Annotated in this window: 13 protein-coding genes; 4 read left to right on the top strand and 9 right to left on the bottom strand. The window is 71.4% G+C overall.

Annotation, left to right across the window (positions count from 1 at the left end; genetic code table 11):
• Positions 1-144: 144 nt before the first annotated feature.
• Entirely contained in the window at positions 145-1,341 is a 1,197-nt protein-coding gene (gene glgA / locus Vgi01_RS14975; protein WP_239088980.1) for a glycogen synthase, read from the bottom strand.
• A 71-nt stretch (positions 1,342-1,412) separates the two neighbouring features.
• Here glgA and glgC point away from each other — a divergent pair, with 71 nt between their 5' ends.
• Positions 1,413-2,645 carry a glucose-1-phosphate adenylyltransferase gene (gene glgC, locus Vgi01_RS14980; RefSeq protein WP_102656999.1) on the top strand — a complete coding sequence of 411 codons (1,233 nt, stop codon included), beginning with the start codon at positions 1,413-1,415 and terminating at the stop codon, positions 2,643-2,645.
• Between the two features lie 52 nt (positions 2,646-2,697).
• Entirely contained in the window at positions 2,698-4,344 is a 1,647-nt protein-coding gene (pgm, locus tag Vgi01_RS14985; protein ID WP_204291423.1) for a phosphoglucomutase (alpha-D-glucose-1,6-bisphosphate-dependent), read from the top strand.
• Positions 4,345-4,425: 81 nt separating this feature from the next.
• On the opposite strand, the gene wecB is transcribed toward pgm, so the two are convergent.
• Positions 4,426-5,511, bottom strand: a complete 1,086-nt coding sequence (gene wecB, locus Vgi01_RS14990; RefSeq protein ID WP_204291424.1) for a non-hydrolyzing UDP-N-acetylglucosamine 2-epimerase — start codon at positions 5,509-5,511, stop codon at positions 4,426-4,428.
• Positions 5,512-5,684: 173 nt separating this feature from the next.
• Between wecB and Vgi01_RS14995 the strand changes: the two genes are divergently transcribed.
• Positions 5,685-7,853 carry a Gfo/Idh/MocA family oxidoreductase gene (locus Vgi01_RS14995; RefSeq protein ID WP_204291425.1) on the top strand — a complete coding sequence of 723 codons (2,169 nt, stop codon included), beginning with the start codon at positions 5,685-5,687 and terminating at the stop codon, positions 7,851-7,853.
• A gap of 82 nt (positions 7,854-7,935) precedes the next feature.
• On the opposite strand, the gene Vgi01_RS15000 is transcribed toward Vgi01_RS14995, so the two are convergent.
• From Vgi01_RS15000 to Vgi01_RS15010, 3 genes are all read right to left on the bottom strand, one after another.
• Positions 7,936-9,105 carry a glycosyltransferase family 4 protein gene (locus Vgi01_RS15000; protein WP_204291426.1) on the bottom strand — a complete coding sequence of 390 codons (1,170 nt, stop codon included), beginning with the start codon at positions 9,103-9,105 and terminating at the stop codon, positions 7,936-7,938.
• On the bottom strand, positions 9,102-11,153 hold the full coding sequence (locus tag Vgi01_RS15005) for a heparinase II/III domain-containing protein (RefSeq protein ID WP_204291427.1): 2,052 nt from the start codon (positions 11,151-11,153) through the stop codon (positions 9,102-9,104). The genes Vgi01_RS15000 and Vgi01_RS15005 overlap by 4 nt, the downstream gene beginning before the upstream one ends.
• A 175-nt stretch (positions 11,154-11,328) precedes the next feature.
• Positions 11,329-12,258, bottom strand: a complete 930-nt coding sequence (locus Vgi01_RS15010; protein WP_102656994.1) for an NAD(+)/NADH kinase — start codon at positions 12,256-12,258, stop codon at positions 11,329-11,331.
• Positions 12,259-12,517: 259 nt separating this feature from the next.
• Between Vgi01_RS15010 and Vgi01_RS15015 the strand changes: the two genes are divergently transcribed.
• Positions 12,518-13,525 (top strand): glycosyltransferase, encoded by a 1,008-nt coding sequence (locus Vgi01_RS15015; RefSeq protein ID WP_204291428.1) that lies wholly within the window; start codon positions 12,518-12,520, stop codon positions 13,523-13,525.
• 10 nt (positions 13,526-13,535) lie between these two features.
• Here the strand turns inward: Vgi01_RS15015 and Vgi01_RS15020 are convergent, their stop codons facing one another.
• Genes Vgi01_RS15020 through Vgi01_RS15035 form a run of 4 tightly spaced genes read right to left on the bottom strand, consistent with a single transcriptional unit; the run spans position 13,536 to position 18,153 of the window.
• On the bottom strand, positions 13,536-14,678 hold the full coding sequence (locus Vgi01_RS15020; protein ID WP_204291429.1) for a glycosyltransferase family 4 protein: 1,143 nt from the start codon (positions 14,676-14,678) through the stop codon (positions 13,536-13,538).
• A complete protein-coding gene (locus Vgi01_RS15025) occupies positions 14,665-15,900 on the bottom strand; it encodes a hypothetical protein (RefSeq protein ID WP_204291430.1) in 1,236 nt (411 codons plus the stop codon). The genes Vgi01_RS15020 and Vgi01_RS15025 overlap by 14 nt, the downstream gene beginning before the upstream one ends.
• Positions 15,893-16,999 (bottom strand): polysaccharide pyruvyl transferase family protein, encoded by a 1,107-nt coding sequence (locus tag Vgi01_RS15030; RefSeq protein ID WP_204291431.1) that lies wholly within the window; start codon positions 16,997-16,999, stop codon positions 15,893-15,895. Before Vgi01_RS15030 ends, Vgi01_RS15025 begins: the two co-directional genes overlap by 8 nt.
• On the bottom strand, positions 16,996-18,153 hold the full coding sequence (locus Vgi01_RS15035; protein ID WP_204291432.1) for a glycosyltransferase family 4 protein: 1,158 nt from the start codon (positions 18,151-18,153) through the stop codon (positions 16,996-16,998). Before Vgi01_RS15035 ends, Vgi01_RS15030 begins: the two co-directional genes overlap by 4 nt.
• Positions 18,154-18,165: the final 12 nt, after the last annotated feature.

The raw sequence follows: 18,165 nt of genomic DNA on the forward strand, positions 1-18,165 counted from the left end.
ACGTGACGGGGCAGCGGCCGTCGGCGTACCGCTGGCCCGGCGGCGGTGCGCTGCGGGCGCGATGCGGATCGTCCGAGTAAGGGCGGTGCCGAGTGTTAAAAGGGGGCCCTTCCTCTACCCGAGGCGTTAATAGGGTGCCCTTCCTTACATCAGTGAGCGGTAGAGCGCGAGGGTGCGGGCGGCGATCGCGTCCCAGGAGAAGTGCTCGACCGCCCGGCGACGTCCGGCCCGGCCCAGGGCGGCGGCGTGGTCGGGCGAGGCCAGCAGCTCGTTCATCCGCGCTGCCAGGTCGGCCTCGAAGCGGGCCGGGTCGGCGGGCGTGCCGTCCAGACCGGCCTGCTCGATCGGGACCAGCAGGCCCGTCTCGCCGTCGGCGACCACCTCGGGGATGCCGCCGGTGGCGGTGGCGACCACTGCGGTCTCGCAGGCCATCGCCTCCAGGTTGACGATGCCCATCGGCTCGTACACCGAGGGGCAGACGAAGATGGTGGCGTGGGTGAGCACCTGGATCACCTCGGGCTTGGGCAGCATCTCGGCCACCCAGATCACCCCGGACCGGCTCGCCCGCAGCTCGGCGACCAGACCCTCCACCTCGGCGGCGATCTCCGGCGTGTCCGGTGCGCCGGCCAACAGCACGAGCTGGGTCTGCGGGGGCAGGTTGCGGGCGGCGCGCAGCAGGTGTGGCAGGCCCTTCTGCCGGGTGATCCGCCCGACGTAGACCACGCTGGGCAGGGCCGGGTCGATGCCGAGTCGGGCCAGCACGTCCGTGCCCGGGTCCGGAGCGTACTGCGCGGTGTCGATGCCGTTGTAGATCACGTGCACCCGGTCCGGATCGATCGACGGGTACGCGGTCAGCACGTCCCGGCGCATGCCGGCGCTGACCGCCACGATCGCGTCGGCCGACTCGTAGGCGGTGCGTTCGCACCAGGAGGAGAGGGCGTAGCCGCCGCCGAGCTGTTCGGCCTTCCACGGGCGCAGCGGCTCCAGGCTGTGCGCGGTCACCACGTGCGGCACCCCGTACAGCAGCTTCGCGGTGTGCCCGGCCAGGTTGGCGTACCAGGTGTGGCTGTGCACCACGTCCGCGCCGGCACACCCGGCGGCCATCTCCAGGTCGACGCCCATTGTTCGCAGCGCGGGGTTCGCGCCGGCCAGGCCCGCCGGTTCCGGGTACGCCCGCACGCCCGGCTCGGTGCGCGGTGCGCCGAAGCAGTGCACCCGGACCTCGGCGAGCCGGCGCAGTTCCCGGGCCAGGTACTCGACGTGCACCCCGGCGCCGCCGTAGACCTCCGGCGGGTACTCCCGGGTGAGCAGGTCGACGCGCAGTCCGGTGGAGTCGGTCATGCCCGGCACCCTAGTGCAGAAGTGTGCCCGTACGAGTGGTGAAGCGGCACCGGGATGGATAGCGTCTGGTCATGGCTGAGAAGGTGCTCGCGATCGTCCTGGCCGGCGGAGAGGGCAAGCGCCTGATGCCGCTCACCGCGGACCGGGCCAAGCCGGCCGTCCCGTTCGGCGGGATGTACCGCATGGTCGACTTCGTCCTCTCCAACCTGGCCAACGCCGGGTACCTCAAGATCGTCGTGCTGACCCAGTACAAGTCCCACTCCCTCGACCGGCACATCACCAAGACCTGGCGGATGTCGACGTTGCTCGGCAACTACGTCACGCCGGTGCCCGCGCAGCAGCGCCGGGGCCCGTGGTGGTTCGCCGGCTCGGCGGACGCGATCTACCAGAGCTTCAACCTGATCTACGACGAGCAGCCCGACTACGTGATCGTCTTCGGTGCCGACCACATCTACCGGATGGACCCCCGGCAGATGGTGGAGGAGCACATCGCCTCCGGGGCAGCCGTGACCGTGGCCGGCATCCGGCAGCCGCTGTCCATGGCCGACCAGTTCGGTGTCATCGAGGTCGCCGAGGACGGCCGGCGGATCCGGGCCTTCCGGGAGAAGCCCACCGACGCGGTGGGGCTGCCCGACGCGCCCGACGAGATCTACGCCTCGATGGGCAACTACGTCTTCACCACCCGGGCGCTCATCGACGCGGTCGAGCGGGACGCCGAGGACCGCTCCAGCAAGCACGACATGGGCGGCAGCATCATCCCGATGCTTGTCGAGCGGGGCGAGGCGAATGTCTACGACTTCCGCGACAACGAGGTGCCCGGCAGCACCGACCGGGATCGGGGCTACTGGCGTGACGTGGGAACGCTCGACTCCTTCTACGACGCGCACATGGATCTGATCAACGTCCACCCGGTGTTCAACCTCTACAACTTCGACTGGCCGATCTACACCGAGCAGCCGCCGTACCCGCCTGCCAAGTTCGTGCACCAGTGGGGTGAGCGGGTCGGCCGGGCGGTCGCCTCGATGGTCTCGCCCGGTGCGGTGATCTCCGGCTCACTTGTGGAGAACTCGATCGTCTCGCCCAAGGTGAAGGTGCATTCCTGGGCGCACGTGGACGGCTCGGTGCTGATGGAAGGTGTTGAGATCGGCCGGCACGCGGTGGTGCGCCGGGCCATCCTGGACAAGAATGTCCACGTTCCCGAGGGCGCCGAGATCGGCGTCGATCTGGAACGCGACAGGCAGCGCTACACCGTCTCCGACAACGGCATCGTGGTCATCGGCAAAGGTCAGAAGGTGGAGCCGTGAGCGCGAGGAGTGAGCTTGCGAGCCCCGCAGTCGCGAACGAAAGGCCAGCACCGTGAGTAGTCATCCTCGTGCCGGGCAGCCGGCTCAGCCCGCCGACCTGGTCGACGTGCCTCGACTGGTGACTGCCTACTACGCCGAGCATCCGGATCCCGCCGACCCGGCCCAGCAGGTCTCCTTCGGCACCTCGGGGCACCGCGGGTCGAGCCTGCGCAACGCCTTCAACTCCGACCACATCCTCGCCGTCACCCAGGCGCTCTGCGACTACCGCCAGGCCCAGGGCATCGACGGGCCGCTCTTCCTCGGGCGGGACACCCACGCGCTGTCCGCGCCGGCCGCCGTCGACGCGCTGGAGGTGCTCGCCGCCAACGGGGTCACCGTGCTGCTGGACAGCCGTGACGGCTACACCCCCACCCCGGCGGTGTCGCACGCGATCCTCACCCACAACCGGGGCCGTACCGCCGGGCTCGCCGACGGCATCGTGATCACCCCGTCGCACAACCCGCCGGACGACGGCGGGTTCAAGTACAACCCCACCCATGGCGGCCCGGCCGACTCCGACGCCACGAAGTGGATCCAGGACCGGGCGAACGCGATCCTCGCCGCCGGGGGCAAGGAGGTGCGCCGCATCCCGTACGCGCGGGCCCGCGCCGTCGACACCACCGGCACGTACGACTTCCTCGGTGCGTACGTCGACGACCTGCCTGCGGTGCTCGACCTGGACGCGATCCGTGCCGCCGGGGTCCGCATCGGCGCCGACCCGCTCGGCGGTGCCAGCGTCGCCTACTGGGGTGAGATCGCCGAGCGGCACCGCCTCGACCTGAGCGTGGTCAACCCGACCGTCGATCCGACCTGGCGGTTCATGACCCTCGACGGCGACGGCAAGATCCGGATGGACTGCTCCTCGCCGAACGCGATGGCCTCGCTCATCGCCATGCGCGCGGATTACCAGGTGGCCACCGGCAACGACGCCGACGCCGACCGGCACGGCATCGTCACCCCGGACGCCGGGCTGATGAACCCGAACCATTACCTGGCCGTGGCGATCGCCCACCTGTTCGGTACCCGCGACCAGTGGGGTCCGGCCGCGGCGGTCGGCAAGACCCTGGTCTCCTCATCGATGATCGACCGGGTGGCGGCCGACCTCGGGCGTCCGCTGCTGGAGGTGCCGGTCGGCTTCAAGTGGTTCGTGCCCGGGCTGCTCGACGGCACGGTCGGCTTCGGTGGGGAGGAGAGCGCGGGAGCGTCGTTCCTGCGCCGCGACGGCGGCACCTGGACGACCGACAAGGACGGCATCCTGCTCTGCCTGCTCGCCTCCGAGATCATCGCGATGACCGGCCGTACGCCGAGCGAGCACTGGGCCGAGTTGGCCGAGCGTTTCGGTGCGCCCGCGTACGCCCGGATCGACGCCCCGGCCACGCGGGAGCAGAAGGCCGTGCTCGGCAAGCTCTCCCCGGAGCAGGTACGCGCCACCGAGCTCGCCGGTGAGCCGATCACCGCCACGCTCACCACGGCGCCCGGCAACGGGGCACCGATCGGCGGGCTGAAGGTGACCACCGAGTCGGGCTGGTTCGCGGCCCGCCCGTCCGGCACCGAGGACGTGTACAAGATCTACGCCGAGTCCTTCCAGGGGCCGGAGCATCTGGCCCGGATCCAGCAGGAGGCCAAGGACGTGGTCGACTCGGTGCTCGCCGGCGCGTAGGCAGCCCCCGCCCGGCCGGCGGCCTCGACCGGACGAAGCCGACTGAGCCGGAAAACTCCGGCTCAGTCGGGGGACTCCGGCTCAGCGGAGGAATTCGGCGATCACCGCGGCGATGCGTTCACCGGCTCGGCCGTCCCACAGCGGCGGCACCGGCCAGTCGGCGGCGTGCCGGTCGGTGGCCAGCAGGGTGCGTACCTCGTCGACCAGGCCGGCCCGGGTCACCAGCCGGTTCGTGCCGTGGGTGATGGTCACCGGGCGTTCCGTCTCGGCCCGCAGGGTCAGGCACGGCACGCCCAGCACTGTCGTCTCCTCCTGGACGCCACCGGAGTCGGTGACGACCGCCCGGGCACCCCGGACGAGGCTGAGGAATTCCAGGTAGCCCAGGGGCTCGATGACCCGGATTCCGGGATACGGGTACAGGCCGGCGGCGGCGAGCCGTTGCCGGCCGCGCGGGTGCAGCGGGAGCACGACCTCGATCTGGTCGGCGACACCGTGCATGGCCTTGGCCAGTTCGGCGGCGTCGCCGGGTTCGTCCACGTTGGCTGGTCGGTGCAGGGTGGCCACCACGTACTGCTCGGGTAGGCCCAGTTGGCCGCGGATGGCGGCCGCGTCGAACCGGGGCAGGTTGGCCAGCAGCGTATCGATCATCGGGTTGCCCACGAAGTGCACCTTCTCCGCGGCGATCCCCTCGTTGCCGAGGTGCACCAGCGCGTCCGGGCTGGTGGCGAAGAGCAGTTCGGACAGCCGGTCGGTGACCAGTCTGTTGATCTCCTCCGGCATGGCGCGGTTGAAGCTGCGCAGCCCGGCTTCCACGTGCGCCACCGGGATGGCGAGCTTCGTGGCGACCAGGGTGGCCGCCAGCGTCGAGTTGACGTCACCGTAGACGACCACCAGGTCGGGGTCGGCCTCCTGGAAGGACGTTTCGAGCCGCACCATCATGTCGGCGGTCTGCCGCCCGTGGCTGCCGGAGCCGACGGCCAGGTTCTCGTCCGGTTCGGGGAGCCCGAGCTGCCGGAAGAAGACCTCGGACATGCGCTCGTCGTAGTGCTGTCCGGTGTGCACCAGACGCTGGGCGACGTCGTGACCGTCGAGCGCACGGATCACCGGCGCCGCTTTCGGAAAGTTGGGACGCGCGCCGGCGATGTGCAGAACCGTGGCGGTAGACAAATATTCCTCGCATGATTCGGCAGCTATTGTTCAATGACGCGCCAATGATACAAGTTATCCGGTTTGGTAATGGTATTCACCGTACAATTTGGCGCGACGGAGGCGTCACTGTGTGCACCGCCGGAAGGGCTGGCTGTCGCGGACGCCAGGTGTTCTCCCCGAAGGCAGGTCCCGTGAAGCAGGTCGTCCAGTCCGTGTCCGGTGGCGAGGTCAGGATCGTCGAGGTTCCGCAACCCGAACCGACCGCCACCGAGGTGCTCGTGGCCGTACGCCGGTCCCTGCTCTCCGCCGGGACCGAACGTGCCGTCCGCGAACTGGCGTCGGCGAGCCTGCTGAGCAAGGCACGGGCCCGGCCGGACCTGGTGCGGCAGGTCGTGCACAAGGCCCGCACGGACGGTGTGCGGACGACGCTCGCGGCGGTGCGTGGCCGACTCGACGAGGACATGCCGCTGGGGTACAGCGCCACCGGTGTGGTGGTCGCCGCCGGTGCCGCCACCGACGGTCTGCGGCCGGGCATGCGGGTCGCCACGGCCTCGGCGGGGCACGCCGAGTACCAGACGGTGCCCGGCCTGCTCGCGGTACCCGTACCCGACGGGGTGTCGGACCAGGCCGCCGCCTTCGGCGCGGTGGCAGCCATCGCGATGCAGGGACTGCGGCAGGCCGAGGTGGGGGTGGGTGGCACGGTCGCCGTCGTCGGCCTCGGTCTGGTCGGGCAGCTGACGGTCCGGTTGGCGCTCGCCTCGGGGCTTCGCGTCATCGGTGTGGACCTGCGCGAGTGGACTGCCGAACTGGCCACCAGCGGCGGTGCGACAGGCCTGGTCGAGGCCGGCGCGGCGACCACCGAACAGATCATGGAACTGACCCGGGGGCGGGGCGTCGACGCGGTCCTGATCACCGCGGCGACCCGCTCCTCGGGGCCGGTCACCCGCAGCGCCGAGATCGCCCGGGACCGCGCCCGGCTGGTCGTGGTCGGCGACGTCGGGTTGGAACTCGACCGGCGGGCGTTCTACGAGCGCGAACTGGACCTGCGGTTCGCCCGCAGCTACGGTCCCGGCCGCTACGACCGGGCCTACGAGGAGTGGGGCGTCGACTACCCGGCCGGGCACGTGCGCTGGACGGCGCGCGGCAACATCGAGACCTACCTCGACCTGGTCGACAGCGGTCGGGTCGCGGTCGACGACCTGGTCACCCACGTGTTCGAGGTGGCGCAGGCGACCGCGGCGTACGAGGCGCTGGCCGCCGACCCACGCTCGCTCGCGGTGCAACTGAGCTACGCGGCCCCGACCGAACCTCGCGCCGACGCGGTGCTGCTGCAGCCCCGCCGTGCCTCGTCGCGGTCCCGGGCCGGGCTGATCGGCGCCGGGCTCTACGCGAAGGCCACGTTCCTGCCCGCGCTCAAGGCCGCCGGCTGGGCGGACGACCTCGCCGCCGTCACCTCCGCCAAGGGGCTGTCCGCACGACACCTCGCCGAGCGCAACGACATCCCGCTGGTGGTCGGGACCGCAGCGGACCTGATCGGCCGCGACGACATCGACGTGGTGTTCGTCCTCAGTCGGCACGACTCGCACGCCGGCCTGGTCCGGCAGGCGCTGGACGCCGGCAAGCACGTGTTCGTGGAGAAACCACTGGCGTTGACGCAGGACGAACTCGACGAGGTCGTCGCCGCCTACCGCCGCAACTCCGGTCACCTGTTCGTCGGCTTCAACCGACGGTACGCGCCGATGGTGGGCCACGCGAAGAAGATCCTGGCCGCCGGTGGCGGGCCGGTGACGGTCGCGTACCGGATCAACGCGGGACGGTTGCCCGACTCGCACTGGTACCACGACCGACGGCAGGGCGGCCGGATCCGCGGCGAGGTGTGCCACTTCATCGACCTCGCGTCGTGGCTGGTGGGGACGGCACCGAGCGTGGTGCACGCGTACGGCGGCGGACGGGGTGAGCCGGGGCTGGAAGAGGACGTCAGCATCCTGCTCGGATACCCGGACGGCTCCACCGCGACGATCACCTACTGCACCGGCGGTAACCGGAGCACCCCCAAGGAGCGGGTGGAGATCCTCGGCCGTGGACACACCGTACTGATCGACGACTTCCGGCGGCTGGAGGTCGACGGCCGGGAGGTGCGGCGGGTGGCCGCGGGCAAGGGCCACCAGCAGCTGCTCGCCCTGGTCCGGCAGACGATCGTCGGGCACCGGTCCGAGGGGCGGGAGATCGAGGCCTCGTTCGTCACCACCCGGACGGCGCTGGCCGCGGTCGCGGCGCTCACCGGCCTCGCCGAACAGCCGTCGATTCCGCCCACGCGGGCGGGCGACGACGTCAGCGTGAGCGTCCCACTCGGCTCGTGACGTGATCAAGGGCGGCGGTCGGCCGAAGCCGACCGCCGCCCTTGCGCCGAAGACGGCCGCGGCGCGTACCGCTCGGGTGGGATCAGCGTTCGACGAGTGGGGCGAGCAACTGCCCGAGGGCGTGTGACATCGCGGTACGCGACTGGTTGGCGCGGATCCAACGCCGGCCGGACGTGCCCATCTTCGTCAGCTCGTCCCGGCCTGCCCCGGCCATCTGGGTGAGACCGTGTGCGAGTTGGCCGGGTGAGGTCACGTAGCCGCAGCCGGCGCCCAGGACCAGGTCGCCGACCACGCCCGGACTGTTGGTGACCACCGGCAGCCCGGCGGCCATGTAGTCGAACACCTTGTTGGGGCTGACCGCGGAGCGGAACAACTCGACGTCGGCCAGGACGTGCACGCCGACGTCCGCGGCGTGCAGAAGATCGGGCACCTCGGTCTTCGGCACCGGATCAAGGAAGCGGAGGTTGTCGATTCCGGTCGCCGCGGCCCGCAGCCGCTCCTTCTCCACTCCCGAGCCGACAAGCACCACGTCGATCTCCGGCACCGATCGGGCGGCGTCCAGCAGCTGATCCAGTCCGTTGGCCGGGCCGTGCGCACCGGCGTAGACGGCGGTCCGGCGGGTGAATCCGTACCGTGCCCGCAGCGTGTCCCGGTCGGCGCTGGGCACGAAGTCGTCCGGGTCCGCGGCGTTGGGGATGTAGGCGATCTTCTCGGGCGCCACCCCCTGCGCCGCGACGACCTGCACCACGTCGGGCGCCATCACGACGACCCGGTCGGCCCGCAGGTAGAGGAACCGTTCCAGCCGCGCCAGCGCCCGGTACGCCAACGACCTCTCGGACAGCACTCCCATGTCGACGAGGAAGCGCAGCCACAGGTCCCGGATCTCCAGCACGAACGGGGTACGGCGCAGCGTCGCGACCGCCCAGCCGGTCAGCCCGGCCAGCAGGTGCGGCGAGGACGCGTACACCACGTCGGGGCGGGGTTGCCGCAGGCCGGCGACGGCCGCGGTCACCGTGTAGCTGACCCAGTTGAGGACCCGGTCCAGACCGTTGCCCCGGTACGGGGTCACCGCGACCGGGTGGAAGCCCGGTTCCGCGCGCTGCGGCAGACCGGTGATCAGGTTGCGTCGACCGGCGATGATCACGTAATCCCAGCCGGGCAGCCGGCCGAACATCTCGACGTGCCTGGTCCCGCCGGGATAGCCCCGGGGCACGGCGAACTGGTTGAACACGGCGATCCTGCGAGTGGTCATGTCGGCACTTCCCGGTGCTGGACCTCCCCGGACAGGAGGTCGGTGACGGCGAGCGAGGCGCTGGTGGGCTGCCAGGTCACCGCGAACCCGAGACCGTCGAGCGCGTGCGCCTGCGGTGTTCCGGGGACCGCGCCGAGCCCCCAGACTGTGGTGTCGGCCCGGTCCTCGACGGTGATCCAGGTCGCCGGTTCCCAGGACCCGTAGGTGTGGCTGTGCCAACCCGCGAACGGCGTCGACCGGCCCCGCACCAGCGTGTGCCCGGGCAGGCCGAACAGGTCGACCTTGGTGCCCCCGCTGACCAGGGTGTTGCCCTCGACCGTGACGTCGGGGTGCAGCGGAACGGTGAGCGACCACCTCCGGCCGGCGGCCGGCTCGTCGGCGAACTCGACGATCGCCACGTACGCGTCGGCCACCACCACCGCGCGGCCGACGCGTACCGGTCGAGGGCCTCGCGCGTACGCGTCGTGCCAGCCGAACAGGATGGTGCGGTCCGCCAGCACGAGCGGCGCCCCGAGGTGCCCGGACGCGGTGTGCAGCCAGCGGAACGCGCGGTGTGGCACGAGCTGGTCCTGACCGTCGGGTCGGCGCACCGGATGGGCGGCGGAGGTACGCAGTCCGTTGCGGACGTCCAGCGGCCCGTTGTAGGTGCCGGTGCCCGGGTCCGCGATCAGCCACCGGCCGTCGTGCTTGACCCAGACGGAGGTGAGGTCGGCGTGTCCGTGCGAAGGCCCACCGGCCACCTTGAACCAGACCTGCCACGGACCCCGGCTGACGTAGCCGATGCCCCCGGAGACCACCGCACCCGGCCGCCCGACGGCGCTCCTGCCGCCGTGATCGGCGGCGGCGCTCGTGCCGGGCCTGTCGGCGGCGCGGGTGCTCGTGGTGGGCGCGGTGACCTCCGGTGCGGTGGGCGCGTACCAGGCCAACTCGTCGTACTCGGCGTACCACTGCGCGGGCACCTGCTCGCCGCTGAGCACCAGCCCGAGCGCGACCGAGCCGGCCACGTCGAGCGGGTCGCCGGAGGACGCCAGCACCCGTCCCTCGTCCCAGTCGCCGTACTGCGGGAGGTCGCCGTCGAACACGCCGAGCCGGGCCAGGTGCAGGCTGGCCGAGTGCAGGTCACGTCGCAGCTGTGCCGGTGCGTTGCCGAGCAGCACCCGCACGATGAGCATCTCCAGGACGAACCTGTGGTACGACAGCGAGTCCTCGATCATCCGGCCGTCCGGGGCGAGGTGCCGGCGCCACTGGGCGGCGAACATCCGCTCGCCGGTGCGCGCCCAGCGGGTCGCGTGCCGTGCGGTGGGGAACATCCGGGCCAGCAGGATGAGCCCGAGCGCGTCGCCGAGCATGTGGTTGTTGCGCATGCTGCTCACCGTGTACGGCAACTCGATCATCAGATGCCGGGCGCTGGCCAGCAGCAGCCGTTCGGTGGCGGTCACCACCTCGACCGGGAGCCGCTCGCCGACCAGCGCCAGGACCTGGCTCCAGCTGATGGCGCGCAGCGCGAGTTCGAGGCTGGAGTGCCAGTGCACGCCCTGCTCGGGTGGGCACTGCTCGTGCCAGGAGCGCAACAGGCCGGTGAGTTCGTCGCACCACGGGCCGTCCGGGTCGAGGCGGGCCGCGCGGGCCAGCACGACCAGGTCGCGATGCCGTCCCGCCTCCCAGCTGTACTTGACGTCGGAGAGTCGGGCCTCGGACCGGATGTCGATGCGCCACCACGGTTCGTGCGCCGGCCAGGACCGTCCGGTGAGCGGGTCGGTGGACCAGTCGGCCGTCACCCCCGTCGCCGCCCGCTGCCCGAAGACGCGCAGCCCTTCCTGCCGTACGCGGCGGGCGTCGTCGAGACATCGCTGCCGGGCTTCGGGGCCGGTCGGCACGCTCGTGGTCAGCGGCACGACGGTGGCCCGGTGGTGCTGCGGTGGCGCACCACGGAACAGCACCTGATGGAAGCCGCTTCGTTTCGACAGTTCGTACGCGGCGCGCAGGGGTGCGGCGCGGCCCAACGTCCGCAGGTCCGCGACAATCGTGCGCGGAACCGATTTCCTCATCAGTTCTCCCCTCCGCAACTCGCCGGGCCGACGCGGGCCGATACGGCGCTGTCCCGCGAATCTGCGCGCCAGACGATTAACGGCGGGAATCAGTGGCGAGTTACGTACGCCGGCAGAAAGGGGATTTGGCCACCGGCGGGTGTGCCCGGCGCGATAATCTGGGCCGTTCGGTGTTTCAGCGCGGTGGGGGAAGCTCCCGTTCATCGAGCCGACGGCGCACTTCCTCGGGAAGGAGTTCCCGCAATTGTGCGGGCAGCAGCGGCAGGTCGAGCAGGCCCAGCTTCAGCGCGCTGCGTTGCTGGTAACGGCGCGGATCCAGACGCACCACCTGACCGGCCTCCGGGCGGTACCGGACCTCCACCGCGCCCGACGTCGAGCCGTCCCGGATGATCTGGCCGTCCACCTCCACGGCCACCGGCCCCGAACCCGACTTCAGCTCCAACCGGACGGTCTCCTCGGGGGAGAACACGACCGCCCGGGAGATGCCGGACATCGGGGCGCTCGGCGTCACCACCACCGCCCGGGTGGCCGGGGAGACCAGCGGCCCGCCGGCGGCGTAGCTGTAGGCGGTCGACCCGGTCGGGGTGCTGATCACCAGCGCGTCGCAGCGGTAGTAGCCGTACCGTTGCCCGTCCACCGCCAGGGTGGCGGTGACGAAGCCCTGCCCGGGGGTACGGATCAGCGCGACGTCGTTGAACGCGACCACGTCGTCGCCGCACACCGCGCACTCCAGGCAGCCCTGCTCGACAAGCGTGTAGTCGCCGGTCAGCAGCCGGTCCAGCGCCGCCGGCAGATCCTGCGGCTCCACCTCCACCAGGAATCCCAGCTTGCCCAGGTGTACTCCGAGCACCGGCTTCGGATCCGCCACGGCCAACCGCAGCGCACCGAGCATGGTGCCGTCGCCGCCGACGCTGAGCAGCATGTCCGATGCGGCGGTGAGATCGGTTTCCGGCACCGCCCGGACCGACTCGGGCACCCGGTGCCGGTCCTCGGCGCGTACCGTCAGGGCGGCGTCGTGCCGGGCGGCCCAGGCCACCATGGTGTCCACCACCGGGGACACCTCCCGGGTGGGGTGCAGCACCAGCCCGAGCCGGATCTGAGGCATGTCCCCAGCTCACCACAACCGGGCCGCAGCCACGCCCGGTACCGGGCACACCGGCGACACCGGTCGGATCGTCCACCGGTCGGGTCTACATAGCCACGCGGCGATTAACCGATTCGACGATCGTGTGTCGGATGACCCATTCGGGTAACCTGTCGAATTCTCGATCGTTCCTCCTGTGTCTCCGCAGTGCGGACGCCCGACTGCGTGTTCCGTGATTAATTCGCGTACGGCTGAGGAATTGTCGATCGGGGGCCAATTCGTGAACAAGGTGGTTGACCTTTCCGGCGGTCCCTCCGGCGGTTCGGGACGTTTCCGGGAACAGTGCCTGCGCTACCTGGCCGAGCCGGACTCCGCACCGGTGCGGGTGCTCGGGACCGACCGGCGGGTCACCGCCCGTTGGCTGCTGCGGCGGGAGTTGATGGTGCGCTCCGCCGTCCGCGTCGTGTCCACGAACAACGTGGGGTTCGCGACCGGCCGAGGAGTGCGCGTCACGCTCGTGCGCAACGCCAACCACTTCCTCACCGAGCAGGAGTGGGCCCGCAGCAAGCGGTACTTCCGGCCCGGCTTCGCCGCGCAGATCGCCTGGGTACGCGCCGGCCTGCGCCGCGCCGACGTCATCGTGGTACCGAGTTCCTCGATGGCCGAACGGGTCGGACACGTCCTGCCCGGCGTACGGGACCGAGTGGTCGTACGGTTCCACCCGCTGCGCCAGCCCGCCCGGACGGCCGCCGGCCCCGACGAGCGGTTCCTGCTCTGCCCGATCGTGGACTCGCCGTTCAAACGGATGCGTGTGCACCTGACGGAGTTGGCGCGGGCGCTGCCGTCCGGCGTGCGGGTGGTCTCCACCATGCGGCCCGACACCGCCCCGCCGGAGCTTCGGGACGACCCACGGTTCCGGTTCGTGGGGGTCCTCGACCGCGATCGTCTCGCCGAGTACTACGCCCGGTGCGCTGCCATCTACTACCCGACGGCCGTCGAGTCGTTCGGATACCCGCTGGCCGAGGCCCGATCCGCCGGCATCCCGGTGATCGCCCAGGACAGCGCGCACAACCACGAGATCGCCGCGCTGGCGCTGCACCCCTTCGATCCGGACCGCAGCGCGAGCCTGCGCGACGCCGTCGAGGCCGCGCTGTGCGCCGTACTCACACCGGATCCGGAGCCCTTCGCCGCGGAGTCGTACTTCGACTGGCTCTTCGACCACCACCGCACCCCGATCGGCAGCGTGCGGGCCGGTCAGAGCGAGTGGGCGCGGGACGTGCCGGCCTGACCGGCGCCGGTCACCGTACGCTCGTGGCCCGCGCCCACGGCGGCACCGGCCTCGGCGCGCCGTCGCGCAGATGGGCGACCACGTCGAGCAGGTACTGGGCGCCCCGTTCGGGGGCGAGATGCGTCGTCGCCCACCGGATGCGGGCGGCCCGTTCCTCGTCGTCGACCCGCCCGTAGCCGGCCGACGAGGTCAGGGCCCGGGTCAGCGAGGTCACGTCACCCGCCGGGAAGACCCGGCTCCGCTCGTCGGCGACGACGAGGTCCTGGGCGCCACACCGATCGCTGGCCACGACGCGGGTACCGGCCAGCAGCGCCTCGTTCACCACCGCACCCCAGCCGTCGTACCGGCTCGGCAGGACGAGGATGTCGCTCGCCCCGACGATGTCCCGGGCCGTGGCGTTGCCCACCTGCCCGTGCCAGCGGATCCGGCGGTCGATGCCGAGCCGGCCGGCCAGGGCCGTGGCACGCTCCCGCAGCGGCCCGTCACCGACGACGTCCAGCGTCCAGTCCCACTTGAGCCGGGCCAGGGCGGTGAGCAGCAGGTCCGGCTGCTTACCCGGGTTGACCGAGCCCACGAAGACCAGCCGCACCGCGTCCCGACCCGCCGTGTCGGCGGCATCGCCGCGCATCCCGTCGTGCACGTCGACGAAGTACCCGAACCGGAACACGCGGGTGGCCGGGAACCCGACCCGGACGTACTGCTGCTGTCCGAGCGGCCCGGTGGTGAGCAGGAAGTCGACGCTGGCGCGCAGTCGGCGTGCCGCGGCCCGGTACCGCAGTGGCCGCAACCGACCCCGCCAGCCCGCCGGGTCCCACGGCTCGGCGTAGACGCCGACGAGAGTGTCACCGTGGCTGCCCACCGACAGCAGGGATCGGGTGGTCGCGGGGTACGCGCCGAGCCCGGAGAAGACGTGCACACCCCCGGCCAGGCTCGCTTCGAGTCGCCGGCGCTCGGCCTGGTCGGGGGCGACGACCAGGGTCGCCGCACCGTAGTCCGGCAGGTGCCAGCCCAACTGCTGACGCCGGGGGGACAGGCCGAACTCGGTGATGACGACGACCCGGGCGCAGCTCTGCCGGGCGAGCGCCCGCATCAGCGGCGCCTGGTGTATCGACGGCGTGTTCTGCCAGAAGACGATGGGGTCAGACGACGGCATAGCTGCGTTCTCTGGTGGTGGCCGGCATCGGCGTACGGGCGGTGTGGCGGGGGATCGACGGCGGTGCTGCCTCGCACTTCGCCAGGGCACACCAGACGGCCACGAAACACATGGTCATCGGCCCGACCGGGGACAGCAGCCAGCCCTCGGAGAGGCTGTGCACGACCATCACGCCGCCGAACAGCAGGGTCTGCCGGCCGACCTTCGCCGAGTAGTAGACGATCACCGCGTACATGGCGGCCACCAGGAGGCCCCCGGCGAGCCCGGCGTGCACCAGGGCGCGCAGCGGGGTGCTCGCCACCTGCACCAGCTCGTTGCCGAGCCCGATGCCCTGCCACCCGGTGTCGGCCAGGACCGTCATCGTGTACGCGTACGAGTCGTGCCGCGAGTTGTTGGACCGCAGGATGGTCAGGTCGCTGTCCGTCATCCAGGCCGGGTTGCTCAGCAGCAGCACGAGGCCGGTCGCCCCGAGGAGGATCCACAGCGCCCGCAGCCGGGTCTGCCGCAGCGCCAGATGCGCCGTCACCAGCAGCACCGTCGCGATCAGCGAGGAACGGCTGGCCGTCCAGACCAGAGCCGCGCCGGTCACCGCGCCGACGGGCAGCATCCAGAGGCGGAACGTGCGGTACGACAGCAGCAGCGCGAAGATCATCACCGCGTAGAAGCCGAGCAGGTTGGGGCTGCTGACCAGACCTCTGAGCCGCTCACCGAGGATCCCGTCGCCGGCCCGGACGATGCCGAACACGACGCTGCCCGAGATCGCCAGGACGAGCGCGATGAGGATCCCGGCGCGAAGCTGCGGCCCGCTGATGCGTCGCGCGATAAGCGTCCCGTACACCACGGTCAGCACCGCGCCGGCGGTGTAGAGCAGCAGCGCCTGGTACATCCCGTGGCCGATGGTGGCGAACGCGAGGTACGCCACGATGGTGGCGGCCAGGACCCGGACGAACTGGCCACACCGATCCGCCAGCGCGGGATCCTCGCTGCGATCCTGACTGGCCGCGCTCCAGATGAACCGGGCCAGCACCAGCACGCTGGCCACCCGCACCACCTCGGAGAACCCGGTGTTGGTCGAGCGTTCCACGTACGTCGACGAACACAGCACCAGCACGATCGAGACGGCGATCATCGGGGTGGCCGGGATGCGCAGCACGGTGAACAGGAACAACACCACCATGCCCGCCAGGACGACGTCCCAGGCGATGCCGACGCCGCTATCCATCGAGCGTCTCGTACGCCTCGATCGCCGCCAGGCCGATGGCCGCGCGACGGTCCGTCACCTGCTCGGCGAGCGTCTTCATCGCGCTCTCCCGTTCGTCGTAGAGCTGATGCGTCATCGCGGTCAGGGCACCCCCGGTCGCCTCCGAGGTGCGGATCGTCCAGCGTCCCGCCCCCACCGACTCCTGGAAGTCCCGACACTTCGGGCGGTACTCCAACGCGATCGAGGGCGTGGCCACGCAGGCGGCCCCGACGACCGCGTGCAGCTTCTGGGCGACGAGGATGTCGATGCCACGCATGACCCGTCGCATCGCGCCGGCGGTGCGCATCTGCGCGGCCAGCACGGCCGGGCAGCCCAACTCGTCGGCCACCGACGCGGTGAGTTCGTCGTCGCGGTCCCAGACCGAGATGAGCAGCACCTCCACGCCGCGCTCGCGCATCCGGCGGCCGTACGACACCACGGCGCGGACCAGCTCGGCCGGGTCGCGTTGCCACTGGTTGCCGGTGATGCCGAGGTTGATGCCGATGCGCCCCAGGGCGGGCCGGTGGCGCAGGTCGGCGTCGAGCGCGAACAACAGCACCGGATCGCCGCTGATCTCGGCGTCGACACCGACCTCCCGCAGCAGGTGCCGGGACAGCGGCCCGCGCACCCACACCTTCGGCATCCTGCGCAGCAGCGGCACCCACGCCCGCAACTCCCGGTTGTCACCCGGTACGCCGGTGGACGGCATGACCGGATCGTCGACACCGGTGCCGATGTTGACCACCGGCAGCCCGTCCAGCATGCGCAGACTCGATTCCAGGCCCCGCCGGAAGCTGGGCGAACCGATCAACGTGCCCCCACCCAGGACCGTCCCGCGCAGCTGCCGACGCCGTACGGCGCGGGCGCCGGCCAGCGCGGGAACTGTGTGCACCTGGCGGAGCGGGATGTCGGGCAGCGCATGCTGATGCGCCCAGTACAGGAGGTTGTCGCCGAGGTTGAGGTTGCCCGGCACCCGTGGGCCGACGTACACGCAGGTTCCCGCCTCGGTCCCGTTGAGGCGGGCGGTGTCCTGCGCGTACGTGAGGAGCCGGCGACCCAGTCTGCGTACGGTTGGCGTCACGGTGCCGTCACCGCCTTCTTGTTCAGCACGGAATGGGTGAGCACGTCGACCAGGGACTCGGCGTGGGCCTGCCAGGTGCATCCCTCGGCGAGGGCGTGACCGAACGCGACGGCCTGCTCGTACTGCGCCGGCGTCGACAGGATCGCGTCGGCCTTGGCGAGCAGTTGCCGGCTGTCGTCCGGATCGTGCAGGTACCGGTCGTCGTCGACGAGGGCGGCGAGGCCGGCGGAGCGGGACACAAGCGTCGGCACGCCCACGGCCATCGCCTCCAGGTAGACGCAGCCGAACGCCTCGGTACGCGACGGCAGGACGAACAGGTCGGACTCGCCGAGCACCTTCGCCACCTCGTCGGGTGCGATCCGGCCGGTGAAGTGGATCCGGTCGCCGTGGCCCAACTGGTCGCGCAGCCCTTCCAGCCGGTGCCGCTCGGGTCCGTCGCCGACCACCCACCAACTCGCCGCGGGCCACCTGTCCCGGATCGCGGCGAAGGCCCGCAGCAGGGTCTCCTGGTTCTTGTTCGTGTCGACGTTGCCGACGGTGACGAAACGCGGGAAGTCGTCGGCGTTCAGGCGCTCGAAGGTGGACCCGCCGCGCGGGGCGAAGGCGTCGAGCAGCACCCCGTTGGGCACCACGTGGCACCCGGCCCGCAGCTCGGGTGGCAGGTCGTCGACGATGTCGGGACCCACCGCCACCAGCGCCTGTGCCCGCCGCAACGAGCCGGCGATGATGCGGCGTCGCACCGGGTCGGTGCGTGCGCCGGACGCCGTCATCGGGGCCCGACCGTGCAGCACCACCACCATCGGCGCCACGACACGGCGCAGCAGGCTGCTCGCCCACACCCCTTCGGCCAGCACGGCGTCGACCGGCTCGGACCACAGGCGTCCGCGGTGCACCAGCGACGCCAGGTGGTGTGCGCCGAGAATCCGACGCCGGGTGTGCGGGACCGCCGTGCGGTCGGCCGGGTCGATCTCGTGCATCCGCGCGGTCAGGCCGTCGCGGGTCAGCTTGAACACCCGGATCCGTACGCCGAGGTCACGCAGGGCGTCGCACTGGTTGGCGACGAACGTGCCGTCCCACGGCCGCTCGGGTTCGGGATACCAGGGTGTGAAGACCGCGACCGTCAGCTGGCGGTCCACGGCGGTGCGTACGCTCACGGGTGCTCGCTT

Origin of the sequence: Micromonospora gifhornensis, from assembly GCF_016863515.1 — a bacterium.
Lineage (GTDB): Bacteria > Actinomycetota > Actinomycetes > Mycobacteriales > Micromonosporaceae > Micromonospora > Micromonospora gifhornensis.